General features: G+C 71.4%; 28 protein-coding genes. 11 read left to right on the top strand and 17 right to left on the bottom strand.

The features are described from left to right. Window positions 1–40 precede the first annotated feature (40 nt). Window positions 41–469 (top strand): hypothetical protein, encoded by a 429-nt coding sequence (locus HAV40_RS31345; RefSeq protein WP_166387687.1) that lies wholly within the window; start codon window positions 41–43, stop codon window positions 467–469. 67 nt (window positions 470–536) lie between these two features. Next, a complete protein-coding gene (locus HAV40_RS31340; protein WP_166387685.1) occupies window positions 537–1,310 on the top strand; it encodes a class I SAM-dependent methyltransferase in 774 nt (257 codons plus the stop codon). 17 nt (window positions 1,311–1,327) lie between these two features. Here HAV40_RS31340 and HAV40_RS31335 read toward each other — a convergent pair whose 3' ends face one another. From HAV40_RS31335 to HAV40_RS31315, 5 genes are all read right to left on the bottom strand, one after another. Continuing rightward, window positions 1,328–1,591, bottom strand: a complete 264-nt coding sequence (locus HAV40_RS31335; RefSeq protein ID WP_166387683.1) for a hypothetical protein — start codon at window positions 1,589–1,591, stop codon at window positions 1,328–1,330. Between the two features lie 242 nt (window positions 1,592–1,833). Beyond that, a complete protein-coding gene (locus HAV40_RS31330; RefSeq protein WP_239086603.1) occupies window positions 1,834–3,210 on the bottom strand; it encodes a DEAD/DEAH box helicase in 1,377 nt (458 codons plus the stop codon). Window positions 3,211–3,419: 209 nt separating this feature from the next. Beyond that, the gene (locus HAV40_RS31325) at window positions 3,420–3,623 is read right to left on the bottom strand and encodes a cold-shock protein (protein WP_120318694.1); all 204 of its coding nucleotides are present in this window, start codon (window positions 3,621–3,623) and stop codon (window positions 3,420–3,422) included. A 213-nt stretch (window positions 3,624–3,836) separates the two neighbouring features. Beyond that, window positions 3,837–4,109 (bottom strand): hypothetical protein, encoded by a 273-nt coding sequence (locus HAV40_RS31320; RefSeq protein ID WP_166387679.1) that lies wholly within the window; start codon window positions 4,107–4,109, stop codon window positions 3,837–3,839. A gap of 49 nt (window positions 4,110–4,158) precedes the next feature. Continuing rightward, window positions 4,159–4,731 carry a dihydrofolate reductase family protein gene (locus HAV40_RS31315; protein WP_166387677.1) on the bottom strand — a complete coding sequence of 191 codons (573 nt, stop codon included), beginning with the start codon at window positions 4,729–4,731 and terminating at the stop codon, window positions 4,159–4,161. A gap of 209 nt (window positions 4,732–4,940) precedes the next feature. Here HAV40_RS31315 and HAV40_RS31310 point away from each other — a divergent pair, with 209 nt between their 5' ends. Beyond that, a complete protein-coding gene (locus tag HAV40_RS31310; RefSeq protein WP_166387675.1) occupies window positions 4,941–5,288 on the top strand; it encodes a YciI family protein in 348 nt (115 codons plus the stop codon). A gap of 1 nt (window position 5,289) precedes the next feature. Continuing rightward, window positions 5,290–6,495 (top strand): RNA polymerase sigma factor, encoded by a 1,206-nt coding sequence (locus tag HAV40_RS31305; protein WP_166387673.1) that lies wholly within the window; start codon window positions 5,290–5,292, stop codon window positions 6,493–6,495. Window positions 6,496–6,570: 75 nt separating this feature from the next. Here HAV40_RS31305 and HAV40_RS38170 read toward each other — a convergent pair whose 3' ends face one another. Then, the gene (locus HAV40_RS38170; RefSeq protein ID WP_203671570.1) at window positions 6,571–7,143 is read right to left on the bottom strand and encodes a hypothetical protein; all 573 of its coding nucleotides are present in this window, start codon (window positions 7,141–7,143) and stop codon (window positions 6,571–6,573) included. 163 nt (window positions 7,144–7,306) lie between these two features. Here HAV40_RS38170 and HAV40_RS31295 point away from each other — a divergent pair, with 163 nt between their 5' ends. The 3 genes from HAV40_RS31295 to HAV40_RS31285 are packed head-to-tail and all read left to right on the top strand — an operon-like array spanning window position 7,307 to window position 8,495. Further along, entirely contained in the window at window positions 7,307–7,726 is a 420-nt protein-coding gene (locus HAV40_RS31295; protein WP_166387671.1) for a hypothetical protein, read from the top strand. After that, window positions 7,723–8,274, top strand: coding sequence for a DUF6036 family nucleotidyltransferase (locus tag HAV40_RS31290; protein ID WP_166387669.1), 552 nt, complete (start codon window positions 7,723–7,725; stop codon window positions 8,272–8,274). The genes HAV40_RS31295 and HAV40_RS31290 overlap by 4 nt, the downstream gene beginning before the upstream one ends. Then, window positions 8,271–8,495 (top strand): helix-turn-helix domain-containing protein, encoded by a 225-nt coding sequence (locus tag HAV40_RS31285; RefSeq protein WP_166387667.1) that lies wholly within the window; start codon window positions 8,271–8,273, stop codon window positions 8,493–8,495. The genes HAV40_RS31290 and HAV40_RS31285 overlap by 4 nt, the downstream gene beginning before the upstream one ends. 21 nt (window positions 8,496–8,516) lie before the next feature. On the opposite strand, the gene HAV40_RS31280 is transcribed toward HAV40_RS31285, so the two are convergent. Both HAV40_RS31280 and HAV40_RS31275 read right to left on the bottom strand, forming a co-directional pair. Further along, complete coding sequence (locus HAV40_RS31280; protein ID WP_166387665.1) at window positions 8,517–9,170, bottom strand: MBL fold metallo-hydrolase; 654 nt, start codon at window positions 9,168–9,170, stop codon at window positions 8,517–8,519. A 27-nt stretch (window positions 9,171–9,197) separates the two neighbouring features. Next, complete coding sequence (locus HAV40_RS31275; RefSeq protein WP_166387663.1) at window positions 9,198–9,860, bottom strand: GntR family transcriptional regulator; 663 nt, start codon at window positions 9,858–9,860, stop codon at window positions 9,198–9,200. A 369-nt stretch (window positions 9,861–10,229) separates the two neighbouring features. Here HAV40_RS31275 and HAV40_RS31270 point away from each other — a divergent pair, with 369 nt between their 5' ends. The 3 genes from HAV40_RS31270 to HAV40_RS31260 all read left to right on the top strand — a co-directional run bounded on the left by HAV40_RS31270 (window position 10,230) and on the right by HAV40_RS31260 (window position 12,717). Then, entirely contained in the window at window positions 10,230–11,288 is a 1,059-nt protein-coding gene (locus HAV40_RS31270; protein WP_166387661.1) for a 3-deoxy-7-phosphoheptulonate synthase, read from the top strand. Window positions 11,289–11,452: 164 nt separating this feature from the next. Then, entirely contained in the window at window positions 11,453–12,307 is an 855-nt protein-coding gene (locus HAV40_RS31265) for an alpha/beta fold hydrolase (protein ID WP_166387659.1), read from the top strand. A gap of 41 nt (window positions 12,308–12,348) precedes the next feature. Continuing rightward, complete coding sequence (locus tag HAV40_RS31260; RefSeq protein WP_166387657.1) at window positions 12,349–12,717, top strand: VOC family protein; 369 nt, start codon at window positions 12,349–12,351, stop codon at window positions 12,715–12,717. Window positions 12,718–12,784: 67 nt separating this feature from the next. Here the strand turns inward: HAV40_RS31260 and HAV40_RS31255 are convergent, their stop codons facing one another. From HAV40_RS31255 to HAV40_RS31240, 4 genes are all read right to left on the bottom strand, one after another. Beyond that, window positions 12,785–13,033 (bottom strand): SCO4848 family membrane protein, encoded by a 249-nt coding sequence (locus HAV40_RS31255; protein ID WP_166387655.1) that lies wholly within the window; start codon window positions 13,031–13,033, stop codon window positions 12,785–12,787. Beyond that, window positions 13,030–13,653: a TetR/AcrR family transcriptional regulator gene (locus tag HAV40_RS31250; RefSeq protein ID WP_166387653.1), complete on the bottom strand. Its 624-nt coding sequence runs from the start codon at window positions 13,651–13,653 to the stop codon at window positions 13,030–13,032. Before HAV40_RS31250 ends, HAV40_RS31255 begins: the two co-directional genes overlap by 4 nt. Window positions 13,654–13,752: 99 nt before the next feature. Next, window positions 13,753–15,900, bottom strand: a complete 2,148-nt coding sequence (locus HAV40_RS31245; RefSeq protein WP_166387651.1) for a YhgE/Pip family protein — start codon at window positions 15,898–15,900, stop codon at window positions 13,753–13,755. Further along, window positions 15,897–16,445 carry an ATP-binding cassette domain-containing protein gene (locus HAV40_RS31240; RefSeq protein ID WP_166387650.1) on the bottom strand — a complete coding sequence of 183 codons (549 nt, stop codon included), beginning with the start codon at window positions 16,443–16,445 and terminating at the stop codon, window positions 15,897–15,899. Before HAV40_RS31240 ends, HAV40_RS31245 begins: the two co-directional genes overlap by 4 nt. Before the next feature lie 124 nt (window positions 16,446–16,569). On the opposite strand from HAV40_RS31240, the gene HAV40_RS31235 reads away from it, so the two are divergent. Continuing rightward, window positions 16,570–17,007, top strand: coding sequence for a GNAT family N-acetyltransferase (locus HAV40_RS31235; RefSeq protein WP_166387825.1), 438 nt, complete (start codon window positions 16,570–16,572; stop codon window positions 17,005–17,007). Between the two features lie 179 nt (window positions 17,008–17,186). On the opposite strand, the gene HAV40_RS31230 is transcribed toward HAV40_RS31235, so the two are convergent. From HAV40_RS31230 to HAV40_RS31210, 5 genes are all read right to left on the bottom strand, one after another. Beyond that, window positions 17,187–18,185 carry a LacI family DNA-binding transcriptional regulator gene (locus HAV40_RS31230; protein ID WP_166387648.1) on the bottom strand — a complete coding sequence of 333 codons (999 nt, stop codon included), beginning with the start codon at window positions 18,183–18,185 and terminating at the stop codon, window positions 17,187–17,189. A 197-nt stretch (window positions 18,186–18,382) separates the two neighbouring features. After that, complete coding sequence (locus HAV40_RS31225; RefSeq protein WP_166387646.1) at window positions 18,383–21,844, bottom strand: galactose-binding domain-containing protein; 3,462 nt, start codon at window positions 21,842–21,844, stop codon at window positions 18,383–18,385. A 130-nt stretch (window positions 21,845–21,974) separates the two neighbouring features. Then, on the bottom strand, window positions 21,975–23,624 hold the full coding sequence (locus HAV40_RS31220; RefSeq protein ID WP_166387644.1) for a glycoside hydrolase family 13 protein: 1,650 nt from the start codon (window positions 23,622–23,624) through the stop codon (window positions 21,975–21,977). 76 nt (window positions 23,625–23,700) lie between these two features. Next, entirely contained in the window at window positions 23,701–24,588 is an 888-nt protein-coding gene (locus HAV40_RS31215) for a carbohydrate ABC transporter permease (protein WP_166387642.1), read from the bottom strand. A gap of 11 nt (window positions 24,589–24,599) precedes the next feature. Further along, window positions 24,600–25,553: a carbohydrate ABC transporter permease gene (locus HAV40_RS31210; RefSeq protein WP_166387640.1), complete on the bottom strand. Its 954-nt coding sequence runs from the start codon at window positions 25,551–25,553 to the stop codon at window positions 24,600–24,602. Window positions 25,554–25,606: the final 53 nt, after the last annotated feature.

The raw sequence follows: 25,606 nt of genomic DNA, 5'->3' as shown, positions 1-25,606 counted from the left end.
CCCGCGCCGGAGAGCGGGGCGGCCGCGTTAGGGTCGGGCTGTGGCGGAAGAGTCGGACTGGCGCGCGAAGCGCGATCACGCGGTGGCCCAGCATGCCCTGGCCGAGCAGCGCCACCGGGCGGCCGAGACGGCGCGGGCGATGGAACTGGTGACCCGGTTCGCCCGCGAGGCCGCCGCGCGCGGGCTGCGCACCACGGCGCTGACGGCGTTCGCCTACGACGGCGGCGGCCGCTTCCGGACCGGGCTGCGCGGCTGGTACGTGCACCGCAACCGCACCCTGGCGATCACCGAGGACGGCCGCTACTACGTGCTCGGGGTGTCCTCGTCGCTGCGGGCCCGCCTGTTCGGGGCCCAGGTGCCGCCCGCGGACCCGCCGCTGATCGTCGGCCGGGGTGCTCGCGACGGCGAGTCGATGCCGCTGGAGACGCTGCTGCAGCGCCGCCTGGACGCCGGGGACGACTGGCCCTAGCCCGCGCCGGGTCCACATCGTTTCCCCCGGCTGTCGCACCGGACCGGATGGCACTACGCTCTCGCGAATGAGTGACGCGCGCGCCCAGGGCCTCATGTTCGGCGAGATAGCCGAGGAGTTCGACCGGATCCGCCCCGGCTACCCGGAAGGGCTCGTCGACGACGTGCTCGCGTACACCGGGATCGGGGTGCAGGCGCTGGAGGTCGGCGCGGGCACCGGCAAGGCGACCACCGCCTTCGCGGCGCGCGGCCTGCAGATCACCGCGATCGAGCCGGACCCGAAGATGGCCGCCCTGCTGTCCGAGCGCCTGGCCGGGCACTCCGCGGTGCGCATCGTGGTCGCGCTGTGGGAGCAGTACGAGCCCGACACCGCCTTCAACCTGCTGTTCTGCGCGCAGGCATGGCAGTGGACGGACGGTTCGCAGCGCTGGCGGCGGGCCGCGGCGGCACTGGCTCCCGGCGGCACGATCGCCCTGTTCTGGAACTTCGACCGTATCGCCGACGACGACCTGCGTGCCCTGGTCCGCGAGGTGCACAGCGGCTACGCCCCGCACGCCATGATCGACGAGGAGCCCTCGGACGGCACCGACCTGTCGGCGTACTGGCCCGGACCCGACCTGGCCGCGCTGCCCGAGTTCGGCGACCTGACCGAGCGGCTCTACACCTGGGAGCGCACGCTGTCGGCCGACGACTACGTGTCGTACCTGTCGACCCAGCCGACGTACCGCATCCTGCCGGAGGCCACCCGCGAGGCGCTGTTCACAGCGCTGCTGCAGCGGCTGCCCGAGAAGGTGACCCTGGCCGTGGAGACGCTGCTCTACCTGGGCCGCCGCACGGCCTGAGCCGCCGGGGCGACCGCTCAGGCGAGCCGGCGGCGCAACGAGTAGGTGCAGGCGTGCATGCGGTAGGGCTCGGTGTGCAGGAACACCGAACCCCGGTCGTACGCCTGCCAGCCCGCCTCCCCCGCCCGGTTGAGGTGGCGCAGGTCGTCGAAGCGCTCGTCGGTGCCCCACCGCTCGACACCGTCGGGGCCGTGGAAGACCGCGTCCCAGTCCATGAAGCGGTCGGTGCCCAGGGTGCCTGCGGACCGGTATTCGAGCCGTGCGTACTGCCAGCGGGTCATGCGGCCATTGTGCAGCAGCCGAATGCGCCCTGTCCAAACGCGACCACGAAACGTCGCCATCCCGACGACAACCCGCAACGACCGCACCTTCGCCCCACCCGCCCCGCCCCGCCCCGCTTCGCTTCGCTTCGTAACGACGCTGGCCTATCTCATCGAATTTCAGCCACGAAAATTCGATGAGATAGGCCAGCGTCTATTAAAAACGGGGTTTTGCGCAGTGCGCTCGGCGTGCCGGGCGGACGTCAGCGCGAACGGCGGCCTCGGCGGGAACGGCTGGAGCGGCTGGCGGGCTGGCCCTCGCTGGTCCGGGTCGCCACGGCAGGCGGGGCCGGGAGGACGGCCGGGGTGCCCGACGGGGTGCGGGCGCCGGTGATCCGGGCCAGCTCCTGGTCGTGCGGGCGGACGGCGGTGGTGCGCGCGGCGACACCCGCGGCGGCGATCAGCCGTGCGGTCTCCCGGCGCTCCTCGGCCACCACCAGGGTGACGACCGTGCCGGTGCGACCGGCGCGGGCGGTGCGGCCACCGCGGTGCAGGTAGTCCTTGGCGTCGTTCGGCGGGTCGTAGTTCACGACCAGGTCGAGGTCGTCGATGTGGATGCCCCGCGCCGCGAGGTCGGTCGCGATCAGTGCGTTGACCTGGCCCGACTTGAACTGGTCCAGGATGCGGGTGCGCTGGGGCTGCGACTTGCCGCCGTGCAGCGCGGCGGCGGTGACGCCGCTGGCCAGCAGCCGCCTGGCGACCCGGTCCGCGCGGTGCTTCGTCTTCACGAACATGATCACCCGGCCGTCGCGCGCGCCGATGTGCGCCGTGGCGGTGTCCTTGTCCGCGGCGTCGACGTGCAGCAGGTGGTGCTCCATGGTGGTGACCGCACCGGCCGGCGGGTCCACCGAGTGCCGGGCCGGGTCGCTCAGGAAGCGCCGGACCAGCCGGTCGACGTCGCCGTCGAGGGTCGCCGAGAACAGCATGCGCTGCCCGCCCGGCGCGGTGGCCGTCAGCAGTGAGGTGACCTGGGGCAGGAAGCCCATGTCGGCCATCTGGTCGGCCTCGTCGAGCACCGTGATGTCGACCTGGTCGAGCTTGCAGTCACCGCGGTCCAGCAGGTCGTTGAGACGGCCCGGGGTGGCGATGACGATCTCCGCCCCGGCCCGCACCTGGTCGGCCTGGCGGCCCAGGGACAGCCCGCCGACGACGGTGACGGTGCGCAGGTTCAGCGCGGCGGCGTACGGGGTCAGCGCGGCGGCGACCTGGGCTGCCAGTTCCCGGGTGGGGACCAGCACCAGGGCCAGCGGCTGACGGGAGCGGGCGCGGCGGCCCGCGAGGCGGGTCAGCATCGGCAGCCCGAAAGCGAGCGTCTTGCCGGAACCGGTGCGGGCACGGCCGAGCACGTCACGTCCGGCGACGGCGTCGGCGATGGTGCGCGCCTGGATCGGCGACGGCACGGTGAGACCCTGCTTGGCCAGCACACCGGCCAGCGAGGGGTGGAGCGGCAGTTCGGTGAAGCTCGTCGCCACCGGGCCGGTGAACTCCGGCTCCGGCGCCACGGGCGCCGGGGTGGGGGTGGCCTTCACGGCGGCCTGCTGGCCGTTCTGCGTGGGGCGGCGACGGGGACGACGGCGCACGGGGTGAGCCGACGAGTTGTGTACTGCGGTGGTCAAATTGGAGCCTCTCGCTGTCGGCACGCCGCGCGAAGGCTCTCGACCCGGGAGGCCCGGGGAGAGTCAACAGGTAACGAACCGAATGGTGGGGTGTTGCAACCGGTTCCGCGACGTGTCGCCGCGGAACCGGACAGTAAGGCATACGCGCCACGCTCAGGGGCGTGGCGGGCAGTTCAGACGAGGCGTACGGCCTCGGCCTGCGGGCCCTTCGGGCCCTGCACGATCTCGAACTCGACGCGCTCGTTCTCGCGCAGCTCACGGAAGCCGTCGAGCTGGATGACCGAGTGGTGGACGAAGACGTCAGCGCCACCGCCGTCGACGGTGATGAAGCCGAAGCCCTTGTCGGCATTGAACCACTTCACGACACCAGAAGCCATGTTGTTCTCCTAACGGATGGGGCCACGCTCAGCTGCGAGGCCCGGATGGGCCGTCTCGAGCAGCGGTAGACCAGCGGCGATCCGAAAGGAGAACCGATCCCGGTGTACTGAAACCAGGCAGGTGAAGCAACCACAAACAAGAAACTGTCTCTCCACCATACACGTCAGATCACCTTCGGGCCGGTGTGCCGGGTCCGGGCCGGTGTGTCCTGGCTAACCCAGCTCCATCGCGACGAGCAGGAATACCGCCAGGCCGGTGACCAAACCGATGCCCATCGCCAGCGGCAGGTCCGCCCCGAAGAAGGTCGCCACGAAGGTGGCCAGCCCGCCCGGGACGGCGAAGAACCCGGCCGCCTGCACGGGCTTGCGCCGGGAATACGACAGGGCGGCCTTGAACACGAACTTCGCCACGATGCCGGTGAATGCCAGGACCGCCAGCGCGGCCAGGCCGAGCAGCACCCAGAGCACGACCTCACCGGCAGACATGCGACCGAAGGTAGCCGCTGCGCCGCGCCGGGGCCAGTGACGGGCGTTGCTATTTCACGACTCGGTAGCGCAGGTGCGTGACGTGCGGCGACTTCTCGGACGCGAGCTGTTCGAGTGCGATGTGGCCGGTCCCCAGGTGCTCGAACAGCCGCCGCCCGCCGCCCAGCAGCACCGGCGCCAGCTGCAGGTGGATCTCGTCGAGCAGGCCCGCCCGCAGCACCTGCTGCACGACCTCCGCGCCCATCAGCGTCACCGCCCGCTCGCCCGCCGCCGCGATCGCCTGCTCCACCGCGTCGGACAGGCCGGTGTGCACGAAGGTGAAGGTGCCGCTGCGCGCGGTCCGGACCGGCTCCGGCCGGTGCGTCAGCACGAAGCAGGGCACCGGGTACGGCGTGTCGCCCCAGACGTCCACCCCGACGTCGAACGTACGCCGCCCGAGCAGGACCGCGCCGGTGAGCGCGAACTGCTGCCGCACGGCTGCGGCGTCCACCTCGCTCGACCCGTCGAAGATCCACTGGTGCAGGCTCTCCCCGCCCCGGCCCATCGGAAACGCCGTGCCCACGTCGGGACCGGCCATGAAGCCGTCGAGCGACATCGTCACGTGCGCGATCACCCGGGCCATCGCGGTCCTCTCCGTCGAGCGGCATGAATGCGTGTCCATGCTGTCACGGCGCGGTCCGCCTCAGGTGAGCAGTGCGGCCCCCACGTCCTCCAGGAACGTCAGGTCGGCGGTGACGTGGCGGGCGGCAGATCGCACGGACGCACTGTCGATTTCGGGGGCGGGTGTTCGTATAGAGGGTGAGAGTGATCCTCGACCATGGGAGAACCGGCATGAAGCAGTACCTGCTCAGCATCTACCAGCCCGCTGGCGGGCCACCGCCGCCCGAGGTCCTGGACCCGGTGATGCGGGCCCTGGACGCGCTGAACGCCGAACTCGACGCGGCCGGGGTGACCGTCCTGCGCAACGGCCTGCTGCCACCCGAGACGGCCACCGTCGTACGCGCCAAGGGCGACGACGTCCTGCTCACCGACGGCCCGTATCTGGAAGGCAAGGAGCACGTCGGCGGCTTCTGGATCATCAAGGTGCCGGATCTCGACGCGGCGCTGGAGTGGGCGGCCAAGGCGGCCCGCGCGGTCACCCTGCCGATCGAGGTGCGCCCCCTGCACGCCGAGGCCTGAGGTGGCCGACGTCGGCGGCGTCTTCCGGGCGGAGTACGGCCGCGCGGTCGCCGTCCTGGTGCGCGCCTTCGGCGACATCGACCTCGCCGAGGAGGCGGTGCAGGACGCGTTCGCCGAGGCGGTGCGGCGCTGGCCGGACGACGGCGTGCCGCCCAGCCCGGCCGGCTGGATCATCACCACGGCCCGCAACCGGGCCGTGGACCGGCTGCGCCGCGAGGCCGGCCGTGACGACCGGCACGCGCAGGCCGCCCTGCTGCTCGCGGCGGAGCCACCCGCCGAGGAGGGTCCCGTGCCCGACGACCGGCTCCGCCTGATCTTCACCTGCTGCCATCCCGCGCTCGCGGTCACCGCCCAGGTGGCGCTGACCCTGCGCCTGCTCGGCGGCCTCACCACCACCGAGATCGCGCACGCGTTCCTGGTCCCCGAGGCGACCATGGCACAACGGCTGGTCCGCGCCAAGAACAAGATCAAGGGCGCGGGCATCCCGTATCGGGTCCCCCGCGACGCCGACCTGCCCGCGCGCCTGCGGTCCGTGCTCGCCGTGATCTACCTCGTCTTCAACGAGGGCTACACGGCCAGCTCCGGGAACGCGCTGGTGCGCGCGGACCTGTGCACGGAGGCGATCCGGCTGGGACGGCTGCTCGCCGAGCTGATGCCCGACGAGCCGGAAGCGCTGGGCCTGCTCGCCCTGATGCTGCTCACCGAGTCCCGCCGGGCCGCGCGCACCACCGCCACCGGGCAGCTCGTGCCCCTGCCCGAGCAGGATCGCGGCCGCTGGGACCAGGCCCTGATCGCCGAGGGGCTGACCCTGGTCGGCCGGTGCCTGCGGCGGCGGCAGCTCGGGCCGTACCAGCTGCAGGCCGCGATCAGCGCCGTACACGCCGCCGCACCCGACGCCGCGGCCACCGACTGGCCGCGCGTGCTGGCCCTGTACGACCGCCTGCTCGCGCTGACGCCCACCCCGGTCGTGGCGCTGCACCGCGCGGTGGCGGTGGCCGAAGTGGACGGCCCCGCCGCCGCGTTGGCCCTGCTGGACCGGCTGGACCTGGACGGCCACCACGTGTACCACGCGGTCCGCGCCGACCTGCTGCGCCGCCTGGGCCGGGTCGCCGAGGCCGACGAGGCCTACCGGGCGGCGATCACCGCCGCCGGTAACGAGGCCGAGCGTGCCTTCCTGCGGGAACGCCGCAGCACACTGCGCCGGTGAACCTCACTGGCCTGGCGCGTTGCAGAGCTTGGCGAACCTGCTCCCAACCAAGATCGACGTCTGCGGGCCGCCGGGTCAGCGCCCGCACACCCCGGGTACGCGCTGGTCCCTGGCCATGCCCTTGTTGATCGCGTCCGCCACCCGGAACACCTTGCCGTCGTAGTCGGTCCCCGCCGCCTTCAGCTCGGTGAGCCGCTTGTTGACGTAGACGATGTCGGCCCGCATCGCCCCGGCGAGCTGCTTGTCGACGGCGGCGCCCACCCGCCGGGCGAGGTGGTCGCGGTAGTCCCCGAGCGCCTGCTTCAGCTTGGCCAGCTCGTCGCGCTTGGCGGGCTCCCCACCCTGGTAGCGGCCGTCGACCAGCCCGAGGTACCGCAGGTCGTGGGTGGTGATCGCGGCGTAGGCCTCCGCGCGGCCGGAGCAGATCGCCTGATCGGAGGCGGGCAACCGGGCGGCCGCACCCGAAGGGGCGGCGGCCTGGCCTGACGGGGCCGCCGAGGCGGGAGCCGTCGCGCCCGGCACGGTTCCCGCCGAGGTCACGACGGCTCCCGGCGAGGGTGCCGCGTCGTTCCTCGTCGGGTTGCCGCCGCAGGCCGCGGTGGCCAGGACGGCCACACCGAGGACCGCTGAGACTACAAGACGCCGCATATGTCACTCCTGATCACTACGCAAACGGCGTTCAGCCTGCCACGTCCGCCGTTGCCATGGGGGCGGTGACCCCGGCGGCGGTTGCGATCACGAGCGGCAGTCGGCTGATCCAGGCCGTCTGCTCGGCCAGGCCTGCGGAGCCGTACGGGGGTACCATACGGACATGGCTTCCGTGACGTCGTTTCGTACGGTCGATGACGCAGCCGCGACCGCTGCCCGGATGCTGCTGTCTGGCGAACGGCTGAGCCGGGTGTGGCGGTTTGCGCTGACCCAGATGCTTGACGACTACATGAGCGCACTTCGGAACAGTGGCCGCGATGCGGCCGCGCGTATGTGGCAGGAATGCCCCTCGCCCACTGGTGACGTACGGGTCGACGCCGCCTTCGCGGCCATGGCAGAGCACCTGGGACGCCGAGACGGCTGGCCGGTTCCGTCCTGGGCCCGCGATCCGCTACGGGAGGCGCTGCCCTGGTGGTTCGTCACCGATCTTCAGGGCCTGCGGCCACGCGCGCTGGTCGAGTCCCCCTCGTCGTTTCGGCGTCGGGGCGTGTTCATCACCCTCGGCGCCCTGGAGCGAGCGTGAGTGTCGGGCTCGGGCGCGCCGACATCCGTGCGCTGCTCGACGATCTCAGCGCTGAACTGGCTTCCCGTGGCGCGCGTGCTGATCTGTTCCTGGTAGGTGGTGCGGCCATCGCCGTCGCCTATGACGAGGCTCGGTCGACAAGGGATCTCGACGCGGTCTTCCTGCCCACCGACGTCGTCCGGGAGGCCGCCGCTGCCGTCGCCGAGCGCAGAGGCCTGGTCGCCGACTGGCTCAACGACGCGGTGAAGGGTTTCCTGCCCGGACCCGACCCTGAGTCCTTACGTTTCTACGCCAGTGCTTCGCTGAACGTGGATGTGGCATCCGCGCGCTATCTGCTCGCGATGAAACTCTTCTCGGCCCGCGTCGAGAACGACGCTGACGACATCATGTTTCTGTACCGTCAGCTGGGATTCACCACGGTCGAAGAAGGACTGGACCTGGTCGAGAGCGTCTATCTGGGACGGCCCGTCGAACCTAAGACGCAGTTCCTGCTCGGCGAGATCGTCGAGGCGCTGCGTGAGGCCGATGCCGGGGAACCCGGCCGATGACCGGCGATCGGGCGACCGATGCGCTGGTCGCCGCGCGGCGGCATGCCGACCTCGCCGAGGAGGCCAGGATTTCGATGCTTGAGCACGCCAGGGCCCGGCGAGGCGCGATCATGGCAGCCCACCAAGCGGGTATGTCGATCCGGCGCATCGCCGAGCAGCTGGGATGCAGCGCCGCCGTGGTGCAGACGGCGCTGCGCCTCGCTCGCGTGGAAACGTCCTGACGCTGGCCCCGGGGCACGACCTCACCAGCCGCGGGCGTGCCACTCCGGCACGGAGGGGCGCTCGCGGCCCAGGGTGCTGTCCTTGCCGTGGCCGGGGTAGAACCACGTCTCGTCCGGCAGCCGGGCGAACAGCTTCGTCTCGACGTCGTGCAGCAGGGACGCGAACGCCTGCGGGTCGCCCCAGGTGTTGCCGACCCCGCCCGGGAACAGCGAGTCCCCGGTGAACAGGTGCGGGTGGCCGTGCGGGTCGCGATACAGCAGCGCGATCGAGCCCGGGGTGTGCCCGACCAGGTGGATTACCTCCAGCTCGGCCTGACCGACCCGGACCGTCTGTCCTTCCGCGACGGTCTGCGCCTTGACCGGCAGTTCCTCGGCGTCGTCGGGGTGCGCGAACGCGACGGCCCCGGTCCGCTCGACGACCTCGGCAAGCGCCTGCCAGTGGTCGCCGTGCCGGTGCGTGGTCACGACGGTGGCCAGGCCCCCGTCGCCGATGAGCGCCAGCAGGGTGTCCGCGTCGTTGGCGGCGTCGATCAGCAGCTGCTCGCCGGTGCTCCGGCAGCGCAGCAGGTAGGCGTTGTTGTCGTGCGGACCGACGGACACCTTGCTGATGACCAGTTCGTCGAGTTCACGGACCTCGGCTGCCGCGCCGCGGCTCACTTCTCCGGTGTAGACCACCCTCGCACCCTAACCCCGGAACGGGGGTCAGAAGAGGCGGGTCAGGATCAGACCGAGCGCTTCCTCGGCGTGACGGCGGGAGAGGTCGGCGGCGCGGTCGGCGTCGCGGGCGCGCAGCGCGGTGACGAGGTCCTGGTGCTCGGACTGGGAGGCGGTGATCTCGTCGGGACGGTACTGGGCGGCGACCTGCTCGTTGAAGGAGTACAGGTGGTTCTGCTCGATGACGCGGGCCAGGCGGGGGTTGTGGGCGGCCTCGACGATCAGGTGGTGGAAGCGGTCGTTGAAGACCACGAACGCGTCCGGCGGCCCACCGGTGGACCAGCTGTCGCAGTGGGCGGCGATCGCGGCGAGTTCGGCGTCGGTGGCGCGCTGGCAGGCGAAGCGGGCGGCGAACGACTCCAGCGCCATGCGTACCTCGTAGATGGCCACGATCTCGTCGCGGTCGTGCTGGCGCACGATCCAGCGGCGGCGGTGCGACACGATCAGGCCGTCGGCGGCCAGCCGCTGCAGGCTCTCCCGGATGGGCGTACGGCTGACCTGGAGCTTCTCCGCGATCACCGCCTCGACCAGCGGCTCGTTGGGGCCGATCTTGCCGAGCACGATCTGGTCGCGCAGCCACCGGTACACGTTGTCGGACAGCGTCCGGGTGGCGTGCATGGGTTCGGCGGGCAGATCCTGCGCTGCGGGCACCGGCCGCCTCCCCTCGTCGTGTCCGTTCCGAGCGCCCACAGTAAACGTATCGACGTGACGGCTGCCATGAGTCCATCACCACAGCCACGCTCCCAGGTGCGGCGCTCTCCGCCCCCGTGTCCGATTTTCGGATACAGCGGTCTGGATCGATACGAGCACATGGGGTAAGCTTCGTGCTGTGGTTCGCATGTATTGGCGCTTTACGCTGGCTCTGGGTGGAGCCGGCGGTTCATTGCGCTGACCGCGAGTCCACCCAGAGCCAGCAGGGCGAAGACGTCTCGTCTTCGCCCTTTGCCATGTCATGGACGGGCTGGCCTGGGACTTTCCGAGGTGCGGGGCCCGTCCCCCCACGGAACGGGAGACGCTCCGATGACCCAGACCAACGACGTCCACGTCCTGTCCTTCGAGCCGCTGCGCCCGCCGCGCGAATTGCTCACCGAACTGCCGCTCGGTGATCATCGCGCCGCGCTGGTGGAACGGTCCCGCCAGGAGGTGCGCGACGTGCTCACCGGTCGCGACGACCGGCTGCTGGTGGTGGTCGGCCCGTGTTCGGTGCACGACACCGAGGCGGCCATGGACTACGCCCGGCGGCTGGCCGAGGCGGCCAAGCAGCACTCCCGTGAGCTGTGCGTGGTGATGCGCGTCTACTTCGAGAAGCCGCGCACCACGATCGGCTGGAAGGGCCTCATCAACGACCCGGGCCTGGACGGGACCTACGACGTGCACCGCGGGCTGCGTACCGCGCGGGCGCTGCTGCTCGACATCCTGGACCTGGGGGTGCCGGTGGGCTGCGAGTTCCTCGACCCGACCAGCCCGCAGTACATCGCCGACGCGGTGACCTGGGGCGCGATCGGCGCGCGGACCATCGAGAGCCAGGTGCACCGCCAGCTGGCGTCGGGCCTGTCCATGCCGGTCGGGTTCAAGAACACCACCGACGGCGGCGTACAGGGTGCGATCGACGCCTGCGAGGTGGGCCGCAACAGCCATGTCTTCTTCGGCGTGGACCACGACGGCCGGGCCGCGATCGTCACCACCACCGGCAACGACGACTGCCACGTGATCCTGCGCGGCGGCCGCAGCGGCCCGAACTACGGCCCCGAGTCGGTGGCCTCGACGCTGGGCATGACGGAGAAGGCGGGACTGAAGCACCGCCTGGTCATCGACGCCAGCCACGGCAACAGCGGCAAGAGCCACGAGCGTCAGGCCGTCGTCTCCGACGAGATCGCGGCGCAGATCGCGGGCGGCCAGTCCGGCATCGCCGGCGTCATGCTGGAGTCCTTCATCGTCGCGGGCCGCCAGGACCTCGACACCGGCCACCCCCTCACCTACGGCCAGTCCGTCACCGACGCCTGCATGAGCTGGGAAACCACCGAGCAGACCCTGGCCACCCTGGCCCGCTCCGTCACCGCCCGCCGCGCCACCGTCTGACGCCCCGCGCCCCGCGCCCCGCGGTGGCGCGCGCCTCGCGGCAAGATCGCCGTTTGTGGTCAGAACCTCGGGTCACACCGCATGTTCTGACCGCAAACGGCGATCTTCACGTCCGGCGTGGCCGTGTCCCGAGCGGCAGGCGGGGAGTTCGGCAGGGTGTGGAGATGCCGAGGGTGGCGCACCGGTCCGTCGACGTCGACGGGGTGCGCGTGTTCTATCGCGAGGCCGGGGAGACCGGTGCGCCGACGGTGTTGCTGCTGCACGGGTTTCCGAGTTCGTCGGCGCAGTTCCGCAGGCTGATCGACGCGCTCGGCGGGCGCTGGCACGTCGTCGCGCCGGACTTTCCCGGGTTCGGGCAGACCGAGGCTCCGGCGGGGTTCGCGTACACGTTCGAGCGGCTGGCCGACGTCGTCGAGGCCTTCGCCGAGCGGCTCGGGCTGGCCCCGTTCACGCTGTACGTCTTCGACTACGGCGGGCCGGTCGGCATGCGGCTGGCCACCCGGCGTCCGGAGTGGATCGCGGGGCTGATCGTGCAGAACGCCAACGCGTACGACGAAGGCCTGTCCGACCTCGCCCGTGGCCTGACCGGGCACCGGCCCGGCCTGCCCGGCGCACGGGAGGCGGCCGCCGAGATCCTGGTGCTGCCGGTGACCCGTGGCCAGTACGAGGGCGGCACCGGCGACCCGGCACTCGTCGCGCCCGACGGCTGGACCCTGGACCAGCACTACCTGGACCTGCCCGGCCGCAAGGACGCCCAGGTCGACCTGATGCTGGACTACCACACCAACGTCGCGCTGTATCCGGCCTGGCAGCGCTGGCTGCGCGAACACCGGCCGCCGGCCCTGGTCCTGTGGGGCACCGGCGACGCGTTCTTCCTGCCCGCAGGCGCGCACGCCTACCTGCGCGACCTGCCGGACGCCGAACTGCACCTCTTCCCGACCGGCCACTTCGCTCTGGAGGAGTGCCTGCCCGAGATCGCCCCGCTGATCGCCGGATTCCTGGACCGGACGCGCCGGTAGGGCGAGGGTCCGCGGCGGCGGCCGCCGCTAGATTGGCAGGCATGCTCGATCACCTGTCGATCCAGGTCGCCGACGTCGCGTCGGCCGCCCAGTTCTACGACACCGCGCTGGCCCCGCTCGGCGGGCGGCGCATCCTGGAGTTCGGCGACGTCGTCGGCTACGGCGTCGACCGGCCGGTGTTCTGGCTCGGCCCGGTCACCACCGACGGGGTCGCGCGTGAGGCGCACATCGCCTTCGTGGCCGCCGACCGGGCCGCGGTCACCGCGTTCTTCGAGGCCGCCGTCGGCTCCGGAGCGGAGGTGCTGCACGAGCCGCGGATCTGGCCGGAGTACCACGAGCACTACTTCGGTGCGTTCGTCCGCGACCGCGACGGCAACAACGTCGAGGCGGTCTGCCACCTGCCCGGCTGACCGGGCGCGGGTGTGCCCGTCCCGCCCGCGAGGTCCTGTCGCCGGTCGCGGCTGCGGAGGGGGCGGCTCAGTCCTGGCGGCGCGAGGCCAGCACGCCCCGGATGCCGAGCACGCCGACGGTGGTCCCGATGGCCAGCGAGGCCCCGATCAGCAGCGCGTGCACCCAGAGGAAGGCGGTCGGCGAGCCGTCGCCGGACACGCCGCTCGCCCAGGCGCGCGGGTCGTCCCAGATCGCCAGGGCGAACCGCGGCCAGATCAGCCAGGTCCACACGCCGACCCCGATCAGGAACAGCGACCAGCCGCGCGACAACCTCATAACCGGCGAGTATGCCAGTCAGCGGGCGCGTTGACGGCGGCGCGGCTGCGCACGATGGCCAGCACCGCCGCCTCGACCTGCGCGATCGGCTGCTCGGGGGTGAACACCAGCCAGTCCAGCGCCACCACCAGGCACACCCCGAACAGCGCCGAGGCGGACAGGCGTACGTCGAGGTCCGGGGCGAAGTCGCCGCTGTCCACGCCGGCCCGCAGCGTCGCGGCGATGACGGCGACCGCCTCCTCGCGCAGCAGGCGCAGCGTCTGCTGCCAGTCACGGTTCGTCCGCCACATCTCCGACAGCAGCAGCTGCGCGAACGACCGGTAGCGCTGGATGAACGCCAGCTCCGCACGGACCAGCGCCTCGACGGCCGCCTTCGGCTCCCGCCCGTCGACCGCGGCCTGGAAGTCGGCCGTGAGCAGGCCGACCCCGTAGCGCAGCAGCTCCTCGAACAGCACGCTCTTGGAGGCGAAGTTGTAGTAGACGGTCCCCTTGGCCACCCCGGCCCGCTCGGCGATCTGGTCCACCGTCGTATCCGAGAACCCCTGCTCCGCGATCAGCGCCATGGTCGCCTCGAACAGCTTCTGCCGCGTCACATCCCGCCTGGCAACCCGCCCGTCCATCCCGCCCCCTCCCCTCACTCGATCATGGCTCACGGCCTGCAGCGTCGGGGAAGCCGCCGCCATCGGCGCACCGATTCAAGCACTTTCCCCGAAACTGCGTCACATGGTCAGGGCGGGGTGGAGTCTGTCGGGGGTGAGGCGGCGGGAGCGGGCGGCGGTGAGGGTGGTGAGGGTCAGGGCGAGAGCCGTGACGCTCAGCAGGACTGTCATGCCGGTGAGGACGGTGGTGGTGGAGCCGCCGAGGATGAGGCGGCGCAGGCCGTCCACGACGTAGGTCATCGGCAGGTACGGGTGGATCGCCTGGAAGAAGGCGGGGCTGGTGGCCACGGGGTAGGTGCCGCCCGAGCCGGTGAGCTGGAGCATCAGCATGATCAGGGCGACCAGGCGGCCCGCCGGGCCCAGGGCGGCGCCGAGCAGTTGCAGCACGGCGGTGAAGGCGAGCGTGGTGGCCAGCAGGTAGCCGTACATACCCCAGGGGTGGGCGGGAGCCAGGCCGAGGGCGAGCAGGAGCACCGCGTACAGCACGGTGGCCTGGGCGAAGCCGACCGCGACGGCGGGCCGCCAGCCGGCCAGCGCCACCCGCCAGGCGGGCGCGCCGGTCATCAGGTGCCGCCGGGTCACCGGCCGCAGCAGCATGTACGTCAGCATCGCGCCCACCCACATCGCCAGCGCCAGGAAGTACGGCGCGAACCCGGCCCCGTAGCTCGCGGCGGCGTGCCACACGTCGCGTTCCAGGGTCACCGGCGCGGCCAGCACCCCGGCCCGCTGCGCCCGGCTGTCCGCGTCGTAGCCGGGCACCCGCGCGGCCCCGTCGGTGAGGCCGTCGGCGAGCTGGTGCGCGCCGTCGTCGAGCCGGGCCAGCCCGGCGGCCAGGTCACCCGCGCCCCCGGAGAGCCGGACCAGGCCGCCGTCGAGCTGCCGCGCCCCGGTGGACAGCCGGTACAGGCCTCCGTGCAGCGACTTCGCGCCCGCGGCGGCGTCGGCGACCCCGCCGTGCAGCCGGTCCGTGCCGGTGGACAGGGTTGCGAGTCCGGCGGCCAGCTCGTCGACGCTGCGCCGGGCCGCGGCGACGTCGTCGGCCAGGTGCGGGGCGGCCTGCGCCACCGCGCGGGCAGCCTTCGCGACCTCGGCGAGTTGTGCCTTGACCTGCGGCAGTCCCGCGTCGTCGAGCCGGTCGGCGAGGTCCCGCGCGGTGTCCGCCGCGACCGTGGCGGCCCGGCGCGCGGCCAGGAACGCCGGGTCGTCGGCGAGTTCCGGATGCTCCCGCGCCAGCGTGTCCAGCGCCGTGACCACCTCGGCGGTACGCCGCACCGCCTGGTCCGCGAGCTGCGGCAGCGCGTCGAGGTGCTTGGCGAGGGCGTCGGCCGCCGCCGCGACGGTGTTCGCGCCCTGCTCGATGGTGCCGGCGTGCTCGCGCAGCACCGGTTCGACCCGGTCGGCGACGCCGTCCACCGTGGACGCCAGCCGCGCCCCGCCCGCCGCCGCCCGTGCCGCGCCGTCGGCGAGCTGCGCGGATCCGGCTTCGAGGGTGGCCAGGCCCCCGGCCAGCTCGCGGGAGCCGGACTCGGCCCGCGCCAGCCCGTCGGCCAGCGTGCCCGCCCCGGCCTGGGCGCTGGTCGTGCCGTCGGCCAGCTTGTCCGCACCGTCGCGGGCGCTGGTCGCGCCACCGGCCAGCTCGCCCGCGCCGTCGGCCGCGTCGCCCAGCGCCGACTTCACGTCGCCGAACCCGATCAGCATGCCGTCGAAGTACTTCGCCGCCGCCGACTCCGCCGCCGCCGCCCGGATCTCGGTGAACGCGCTGCGGGCCAGCATCCCGGAGATGTAGTTGAGCCCGTCGTCGCTGACCACGGTGAGCTGCCCGGCCCGTGCCGTAGCTGCCGGGTCCGGCCCGGTGACCAGCGCGGCCGAGAAGTCCGCCGGGATACGCAGCACCAGCTGGTAGGTGCCGTCGCGCAGCCCGTCGGCCGCCCGCGCCGCGTCCACCCGCTGCCAGCCGAAGACCTGCCGCTGCTCCAGCTCCTCGGCCAGATCCTGCCCCGCGTGCACCCGCCCGCCGTCCGGGTCGCTCGCCGCCCTGTCCTCGACGACCAGCGCCACCGGGATCCGGTGCATGTTGCCGTACGGATCCCAGAACGCCCACAGGTACAGCGCCCCGTACAGCAGCGGCACCAGTGTCAGCACCACCAGCGCGGCGCGGGTCAGCCGGTGACGCCGGAACCGCCGCAGCTCCAGCCTGCCCAGACTCACCGCTCCACCCCCAGCGCACTGTCGCCGCGGCGGACGGCGACGACCGCGCGGCCGGTCGCGGCAAGGTCACTGAGCAGGGTCTGCGTCTCGACGGGGGTCAGGCCCACGTCGATGTCGTCGACGAGCAGCACGTCGGGGTCCTCCAGCAGGGCGAGCTTGATCATCAGGCGGTGGCGGTCGAGTGGCGCGAGGTCGCGGACCAGGTCGCCGGACTCCCCCACGACCAGCGGATGACGGCGCTGCCAAGGGCGGGTCAGGCCGAGCAGGCGCAGCCGCTCTCCGACGTGCTCGGCGACGGTCAGCGCCGGTTCGGGCTCGTTGACGCCCGGGACCAGGCCGAACGCCGTACGCCCGGAGGTCAGTGAGCCGTGGGTGGTTCGGAAGCGGCCGCCGAGCGCCAGCAGCGCACTGGTCCGGCCGCCGCCAGCAGGTCCGGTCAGGGTGACCAGCTCGCCGGGTTGGACCGCCAGGTCGAGATCCCGGAAGACCCACCCCCGGCGGGTACGCAGCCCGAGCCCTTCGGCCCGCAGTACTGCCGCCTCCACGCCCGCCTCCAAAAGTATTTGAACCGACCAGTCAGTTTAAATACTCACTCACAGGCTGTCGCGAGCGGAAGTGAGGGTGAGCCGTCTCACCGACTACGATCCAGAGGTGATCTCGGCCGAGCCAATGATCTTCCGTACCGCGAGCTTCCAGGACCTGGACGCCGCGACCCTGTACGCCCTGCTGAAGCTGCGGGTCGACGTGTTCGTCGTGGAGCAGGCCTGCCCCTACCCCGACCTGGACGGCCGCGACGGCGAGCCCGGCACCCGCCACCTGTGGTACGAGGTGAACCGCAGACCCGTGGCCTACCTGCGCATGCTCGAAGACACCGAACCGGGCGGCACCATCTGCCGCATCGGCCGCGTGGTCACCGCCCCCGAGGCCCGCGGCGAAGGCCTGGCAGGCCAGCTCCTCACCGCCGCCCTGGCCGCAGCCGGCGACCGCCCCGCAGTCCTGGACGCCCAGTCCCACCTCGCGAAGTTCTACGCCAAATACGGCTTCGCCCCCAGCGGCCCCGAGTTCATCGAAGACGGCATCCCCCACCTCCCCATGCGCCGCCCCTAACCCCCACCCACCCAGCGGCGGCGCGAACGCCGTCTCCCCGCGTCGCGCAAGTCTTAAAGAGTCGCGGCCTCACCCATGCGCTCTGGCCGCGAGTCTTTAAGACTTGCGGCGCGAGACGCGCGGGGTGGGCGGCGCGCGGGCGGCGCGAGACGCGCGGGGTGGGTTGGGGGTGGGGTGGGTCAGGTGGTGGTGGGGACTACGGCGGTGGAGCCGCGGACGACCAGTTCGGGGTCGAAGAGGTATTCGTCGGGGGCGACCTCGCCGCCGTCCACCTGGGACACCAGCATGGCCACGGCGGCGGTGCCCATCGCGCCGATGGGCTGGCGCACCGTCGTCAGCGGCGGGTCCGTGCAGGCCATGAACAGCGAGTCGTCGTATCCGACGACGGAGATGTCCTCCGGCACCCGCAGCCCCATCCGGCGCACCGCACGCACCGCGCCGAGCGCGAACACGTCCGAGGCGCAGACCAGCCCGGTCACGCCTTCCTTGATCAGCCGCACCGCCGCGGCCTGCGCCGCCTCCATCGAGTAGATGGTGCGCGCGACCGGCGGGTTCTTCTGCCCGGTGCGCTTGCGGAACGCGGCGAGCTTGCGCGCCGACGGCACGTGGTCGACCGGCCCGAGCAGCAGCCCGATCTTCGTGTGCCCCAGCGACGAGAGGTGCCCGTACGCCTGGTCGACCGCGACCGCGTCGTCGGCGGCCACGACCGGGAAGCCCAGCCCGTCTATGGCCGCGTTCACCAGCACCACGGGCAGGCCGCGCTGGCGCAGCCGGTGGTAGTGCTCGTGCTCGGCGTCGGCCTGGGCGTACAGCCCACCCGCGAAGATCACGCCGGAGACCTGCTGCTCCATCATGATGTCGACGTACGCCGACTCGGCCACGCCCTCCTCGGTGCGGGTGCACAGCACCGGGGTGAAGCCCCGCTGCGCCAGCGCTCCCGCCACGATCTCGGCGAACGCCGGGAAGATCGGGTTCTGCAACTCGGGCAGCACGAGGCCGACCAGGCGGGCGCGTTCGCCGCGCAGCTTGGTGGGCCGCTCGTAGCCGAGCACGTCCAGGGCGGTCAGTACGGCGGTGCGGGTCGCTTCGGAGATGCCGGGCTTGCCGTTGAGCACGCGGCTCACCGTCGCCTCGCTCACCCCCACGTACTTCGCCACTTCGGCGAGTCTGCGCGTCACGCCGGTCACTGTAGCGGTTCGCCCGCGTGACCGTGGCCGGGCGATCCGGTATACCGGATCACGCATCGGCCAGGGCCGACCCTCCTGGCGGTGTTAAGAAGGGCACCTTCTCCATCGCGAAACGATGTGAAGGTGCCCTTCCTTTCACTCGACCGGTGGAGAGGGCCGCTCACCCTCTCCACCGGGGATCGGGTGGACTACGAGGCGTAGACCTCGTACTCCGAGAGCTGGCCGGCGGGCCAGCCCGTGTTGCCGGTGAAGCTCAGCCGCAGGTAGCGCTGGCTCGTGGCGGTGAACGTGATGGTGACGGTGTTGGCCGAGGACGGGTTGAAGACATACCCGGCCGAAGCCTTGACCGTGCTGAAGGAGGAGCCGTTGGTGCTGCCCAGGACCGACAGGGTCTGGGTGCGGGTGGCCCAGGACGAGGCCGGCGGGAGCTTGAGCACGACGCGGGAGACCGAGGTCGTCGCGCCGAGGTCCACCGTGATCGTCTGCGGCCAGGCGTTGTTCAGCGACTCCCAGTAGGAGTTGACGTTGCCGTCGACCGCGTTGCCCGCGCCGTAGACGTCGGCGTGGCCGCTCTCGGTCACCGGGCGGTTCAGCGCCAGGTTCGTGTTCGTGGTGACGCCGTTGCCCGACAGGTTGATCGTGTGCGGGCTGCCGGTGGCGTTGCTGGTGAAGCTGACCGAGCCGGAGCGGGCCCCGGACGCGGTCGGCGTGAACGTCACCGAGATCGTGCAGGACGCGCCCGCCGCCAGCGAGGAACCGCAGGTGGTGGTGCGGGCGTAGTCGCCGCTGACGTTCACCGCGCCCAGCGTCGCCGCCGCCGTGCCGGTGTTGGTCACCGTCACCGACTGCGCGCCGCTGGTGCTGCCGACGGTCTGGTTCGCGAACGACAGGCTCGACGAGGACAGACCGATCGCCGGGGTCTGCGGGGGCGGGGTGCCGTTGCCGTACACCTCGAACTCGCTGAACTGGCCCGCGGGCCAGCCGGTGTTGCCGGTGACCGTCACCCGGACGTAGCGGCGCGATCCGGCGGTGAAGTTGATCGTCGCGCTGTTGCCGGTGGCCGGGTTGAACGTGTAGCCCGCCGCACCGGCGAGGCTGCTGAAGTTCGAGCCGTCCGTCGAGCCGAGCACCTGCACGGTCTCCGTCCGGGTGCCCCACGACGGCGGCAGCTTCAGCACGACCTGGTTGACCGTCGCAGCCGTGCCGAGGTCAACCGTGATCGACTGAGGGAAGGCGTTGTTGACGCTCTCCCAGTACGTGTTCACGTCGCCGTCGACCGCGTTGCCCGAGCCGTACGACTGGGTCTGGCTGGTCTGCGTGGTCGGGCGGCCCGCGGCGAGGTTGCCGTTGGGGTTGAAGCCCGAGCCGGTCAGGTTCACCACGTGCGGGTTGCCCTGCGCGTTGCTGCCCACGGACAGCTGCCCGTTGCGGGTGCCGGTCGCGGTCGGCGTGAACGTCACCGAGGCGGTGCAGCTCGCACCGGCCGCCAGCGTCGTGCCGCAGTTCGTGGTCCGGGCGAAGTCGCCGCTGACGGCGACGCCGCTCAGGTTCGCGGTGACGGTGCCGGTGTTGCTGACGGTGACCGTCTGCGCGGCGCTGGTGGTGCCCACGTTCTGCGTGCCGAACACCAGGTTCGACGTGCTCAGGCTCAGCTGCGCCGTGGCCGGCGGGGGGCTGTTGGACGGCGCCGGGCTGTTGCTCGGCGGGGTCGTCGGGCCACCGGTCCAGACCGGGGTCGGCCAGATGCCGGTGCACGCGGGCGGGTTGGCGAACCAGCCCGAGTTGGTGCCGATCTGGGTGATCTGGAACGACGGGCCCACGCAGTTGTGGATCGGGTTGCTCTGCGCGATGCCGGTGGCGGTCACGTTCTCGAACGTGGCCTGGCCCTGCGACTGCACCTGCAGCGCGTACGTGCCCGCGCCGATGATGCGCACGTTCTTGAAGTGGATGCCGCTGGCCCCGCCCTCGATCCAGTGCAGCGCCGCGTACGAGCTGTCCAGGATGTCGGTGTCGGTGATGTTGATGGTCGCCCCGGCGATGGGCTCGTTGAGGCCGGAGAACCAGATCGCGCCGACGCCGAAGTTCCAGTTGAAGTCGGAGTTGCCGGTGCGGATCAGGGTGTTGCGGGACACCGTGAACGTGCCCGCCACGGCGGTGCCCGCCCCGGAGTTGACGCCCGGGTAGCGGTTGCCGATGTGGATGCCGCCGCCGTTGGTGATGGTGTCCGCGACCACGTTGTCGGTGATCTTGATGTCCCGGCCGCCGTACGACACGATGTTGTTGGCCAGCACGGTCACGCCGACCGTGTTGAACGAGAACGTGTTGTTGACGTTCGGGATGCGGTCCGGCCACATGGCCAGGCCGTCGTCACCGGTGTTGCGCACGAACGTCTGGGTGACCGTCGAGTTGGTGACGCCGGTGTGGAAGTTCACGCCGTCGGCGGTCTGGTCCAGGATCACGCTGTTCTTGATGACGAAGTTGTCCATCGGGCCGTCCATCCAGGCGCCGACCTTCGTGTGCTGCATCCACACGTGGTCGACCACCGAGTTGGTCATGGCCCCGCCCATGGCGTTGACCTGGTCGTCGTCGACGCGCTCGCGGATGTCGCCGATGATGGCGAAGTCCTTGAGGGTGACGTTGCGGCTCGGGCCGTTCGCCTCGTGCGAGCGCACCGGGCCGGTGTAGCCGCCGTTGGGCACGTACTTGCCGTAGACGCCCACGGCGCGGTTGCGCTGGGTGGGGTGGCGGCCGGTGAGCACGCTGTGCCACATACCCGCGCCCTGCAGGGTCACGCCGTCGACCACGATGTGGTCCCAGACGGTGTACGTGCCCGCCGGGATCCAGACGATCCGGCCCTGCGCCTTGCCCGCGTCGACCGCGGCCTGGAACTTGGCCGTGTTGTCGGCGGCACCCGCGTTCGGGTCGGCCCCGAAGTCGGCCACCACGTCGATCGCGTTCGTGGGCTTCGTCTTCGGGCCGCCGACGACCTCGAAGTCGGCCAGGTCGATGGTGAACGTCGGCGACTGCGCCGTCGAGTTCACCTGCAGCCTGATCTTCGTGCCGACCGGGTACGTGCTGCCGAGCAGGCTGCGCTGCTCGTCGTAGAAGTGGTGCGGGTTGGTGTCACCCGGGTTGTTGTTGAACGGGTAGCCGCCGTAGTACCAGCTGTACTTCGAGGTCACCGGGACGGTCTTCAGCAGCGACCCGTTGACCCGCAGGTCGATGGTGGCGTCACGGCCGGTGCCCGCGGCGTTGTCCGGCAGGCTGTAGCGGAAGTTGATCGAGTCAGCGGGCGCGGTGAGGGTGAACTCGACGTACTCGCCGACGGCGTCGAGGACGACGGCCTGGCGGCCGGACGCCTCGGAGGCGAGCTGGCCGTAGTAGCGGGTGTGGGCCAGGATCGTGCCGTTGGTCGGCTGCTCCTCGGCCTCGAACTCCTTGAACGCGACGGTCGCGCCGCGCCCGGCGATCGAGAACGGGGAGATCGACGCGACCTGCTGCAGGTCGGGGCTGGAGGTCCCGTACGCGGCCACGGCGACCAGCGCCACGCCGGCCAGCAGCGAGCTGGCGGCCGCGGCGGCCAGCCCGGTGCGGCGGCGGGGCGCTGACGCGCGGCCCGTCGGTGCGGGTGGGGTGCTGTGCTCGTTCATTGCCTGTGCTGCCTTCCGGTGGGGACGGGGTGACCGGAGCGGAATGAGGCGGCGCGATTCGGGGGAAGACGCGCCGCCACGGCCTTGGCGATGCAGAGCTGCGGGCTCCTTCGACCCGCAAGCGACGGGGTCAGGCGGGGCGGATCCAGACCGCGGTGTCCGCGGGCAGGCGGTTGCCGTCCAGCGGGGCGCTGGAGACGAGGACCTGCGCGTACGCGGGCAGGTCGACGGCGTGGTCGGCGAGGTTGACCACGCAGATCAGGTCGAGGCCGTCCGGGGCGGGACGGCGGAACGACAGGACCTGCGCGGAGCTGTCCAGCCACGCCATCGGGCCGTCGCCGAGTGCGGGCTCGCTGTGGCGCAGGCTCAGGCAGCGGCGGTACAGCTCCAGCATCGAGCCCGGGTCACCGGTCTGCGCCTCGGCGGTGTACGCCTTCCAGGCCGCCGGCTGCGGCAGCCACGGCTTGGCCTGCGCCCCGTCGGGGCTGAACCCGAACGGCGCCTGCGCGCCCGACCAGGGCAGCGGCACCCGGCAGCCGTCACGGCCCGGGTCGGCGCCCGCGGTGCGGTGCCACATCGGGTCCTGCATCAGCTCGGCCGGGATGTCCTCGACCTCCCACAGGCCCAGCTCCTCGCCCTGGTACAGGTAGGCCGAGCCGGGCAGGGCCAGCGCCAGCATGATCGCGGCGCGCGCCCGGCGGGTGCCCAGCTCCAGGTCGACCGGGGTCTCGTGGGTACGCCCCTTGAAGGTGAACGAGCTGTCGGCGCGGCCGTACCGGCTCACGTGGCGGGTCACGTCGTGGTTCGACAGCACCCACGTCGCGGGGGCGTCCACCGGCGCGTGCGACTTCAGGGTGTCGTCGATGACATCACGCAGCAGCGCGGCGTCCCACGGCGAGCACAGGAAGTTCATGTTGAACGCGGTGTGCATCTCGTCCGGGCGCAGGTAGTTCGTGAACCGCTGCACGTCGGGCATCCACACCTCGCCGATCAGCGCGCGGCCGCCGTACTCCTCGGCGATGCGCCGCCAGGCGCGGTACACGTCGTGCACCTCGTCCAGGTCCTCGAACGGGTGCCGCTCGGTGGTGCCGACCTCGGGCAGGGCCGGGTCCTTGATCAGCAGACCGGCCGAGTCGATCCGGATGCCGTCGGCGCCCCGGTCGAACCAGAACCGCAGCACGTTCTCGTGCTCGGTGCGCACCGCCGGGTGGTCCCAGTTCCAGTCGGGCTGCGCGCCGTCGAACAGGTGCAGGTACCACTCGCCGTCGGCGACCCGGGTCCAGGTGCCGCCGCCGAAGTTCGACGTCCACTCGGTCGGCGGCAGCTCGCCGTGCTCGCCGCGGCCCGGCCGGAACCAGAACAGCTCGCGCTCGGGCGAGCCGGGGCCCGCCGCCAGCGCCGCCTGGAACCAGGGGTGCTGGTCGGAGCAGTGGTTGGGGACCACGTCGACGATGACGCGGATGCCCAGCGCGTGCGCCTCCCGGATCATCTCCTCGCACTCGGCCAGGTCGCCGAAGATCGGGTCGATGTTGCGGTAGTCGCTCACGTCGTACCCGCCGTCGGCCTGGGGCGAGACGTAGAAGGGGTTGAACCAGATGGCGTCGATGCCCAGGTCCCTCAGGTACGTCAGGTGCGCCCGGACACCGGCCAGGTCGCCGACGCCGTCGCCGTTGCCGTCGGCGAAGCTGCGGACATACACCTGGTAGATGGCGGCATCGCGCCACCAGGCGTCCGTCGCCGAGCGCACCCCCTGCGGCAAGGGGGCTCCGATGTCAACCACGAGATACCTGCTTCCTGTTACGGAACACGAACTGGACGTGAGCGGAGCGGGCGCGGCGGGCGGGGCCCGCTGGCGGCTACTCCTTGAGACCGCCGGCGGTGAGGCCGGACATGATGCTGCGCTGGAAGATCAGGAAGAACACGATGGTCGGGATCGCGGCGATGACCGCCGCGGCGACGACCACGTTCTGCGGCGTACCGCCGGAGAAGGCGTAGATGCCGACGCTGATGGTGCGGGTCTCCGGCGAGGGCATGACCAGCTTCGGCCAGAGGAAGTCCTTCCACACCGCGGTCACCGCGAAGATCGAGACCACGCCCAGGATCGGCCGGGAGATCGGCAGCACGATCGACCAGAGCGTGCGCATCGAGCCCGCGCCGTCCATCCGCGCCGCCGACATCAGGTCCTCGGGGATGGAGTCGAAGAACCGCTTCAGCAGGAAGATGTTGAACGCGTTGGCGACCGCCGGCAGCCAGATCGAGAACGGCGAGTCGATCAGGCTGATGTGCAGGATCGGCAGGTCGATCACGGTCACGTACTGCGGGATGATCAGCACCATCGCCGGGATCATCAGCGTCGCCAGCATCATGCCGAGGATCAGGTTGCCCAGCTTCGGCCGCAGCTTCGACAGCGCGTACGCCGCCGCCGTGTCCAGCACGAGCTGGAACACCAGCGCGCCGACCGCGTAGTAGAAGGTGTTGAACAGCAGCTTGGCCAGGTCCAGCCGCTCCCACGCGTCGGAGTAGTTCTCCGGCTGCGGGTCGGCCGGCCACAGGGTCGGCGGGGTCTGTGCCAGCTCGGGGCTGGACTTCAGCGCGCCGGTGATCATCCAGTACAGCGGCCCGATGAAGACGAGCGTGAACGCGATGACCACGACGGTGAGCAGGGTCCAGTAGATCACCTTGCCGCGGCCCCGCTGGAGCTGCGCGAAGGAGACCAGTGAGCGTGTCTCGGATTGGTGCGCCATGACTCGTTCCCCTAGTCCTGTTGCGCGTTCAGTCGGGCGTAGACAGCGGAGAAGCCGATCAGCGCCACGAGCATGATCACGCCCAGCGCCGCCGCGCCGTTGAGGTCGTTCTGGAAGAAGCCGTGCTGGTAGATGAGGTACACGACCGAAGTGGCCGAGTCCTCCGAGCCCGCGCCGTTGGCCAGGATCAGCGGCTCGATGAACAGCTGCATGGTCGCCACCACCTGGAGCATCGCCATCAGCGACAGGATCAGCTTCGTCTGCGGGATGGTCACGTTGGTGATCCGCCGCCACAGGCCCGCGCCGTCGAGCTCGGCTGCCTCGTACAGCTCGCCCGGGATGTTCTGCAGCGAGGCGAGGTAGATCAGCACCGCACCGCCCATGTTCATCCAGGTCGAGGCGAGCACCATCGCGGGCATCGTCATGTCCGTCGACTGCATCCACTGCGAGGTCGGCAGGCCGAGCCCCTTGAGGATCGAGTTGAACAGGCCGGCGTCGCTGGGGTCGTACGCGAGGTACTTGAACAGGAACAGCGCGGAGGCCGGGGGAAGCATCACCGGCAGATAGATCAGGATGCGCAGGTAGCCCTTGGCGTGCCGGAACTCGTTGAGCAGCACCGCCAGGAAGAAGGGGATCGCGTAGCCGGCGACCAGGGCGAGCACCGTGAAGTACAGGGTGTTCTGCCAGGCCGTCCAGAAGCTCGGGTCGTTGATGATCCGCTCGTAGTTGTCCCAGCCGACCCAGGTGGTCTCGCCCGCACGGGTGCGCTGGAAGCTCATCACCACGCCGCGGACCATCGGGTACCAGGAGAAGAACGCGAAGCAGATGACCGCGCCGATCAGGAACGCGTAACCGGTGAGGTTGTCCTTGAGGCGGCGGTTGCGCCGGGCGCGTCGCGGATCGACGGGTGCTGGCGCTTGGCTGCCGACGTCGATGCCGGCGCCCGGAACGGTGGCGATCGCCATGTCATCACTCCTGGGGGAAAGTGCGGGGTCAGGTCCGCGCGAGGACGGGGAGC

Origin of the sequence: Catellatospora methionotrophica (assembly GCF_011297335.1) — a bacterium.
GTDB lineage: Bacteria > Actinomycetota > Actinomycetes > Mycobacteriales > Micromonosporaceae > Catellatospora > Catellatospora methionotrophica.
This window is presented reverse-complemented; position numbering and strand designations above follow the sequence as displayed.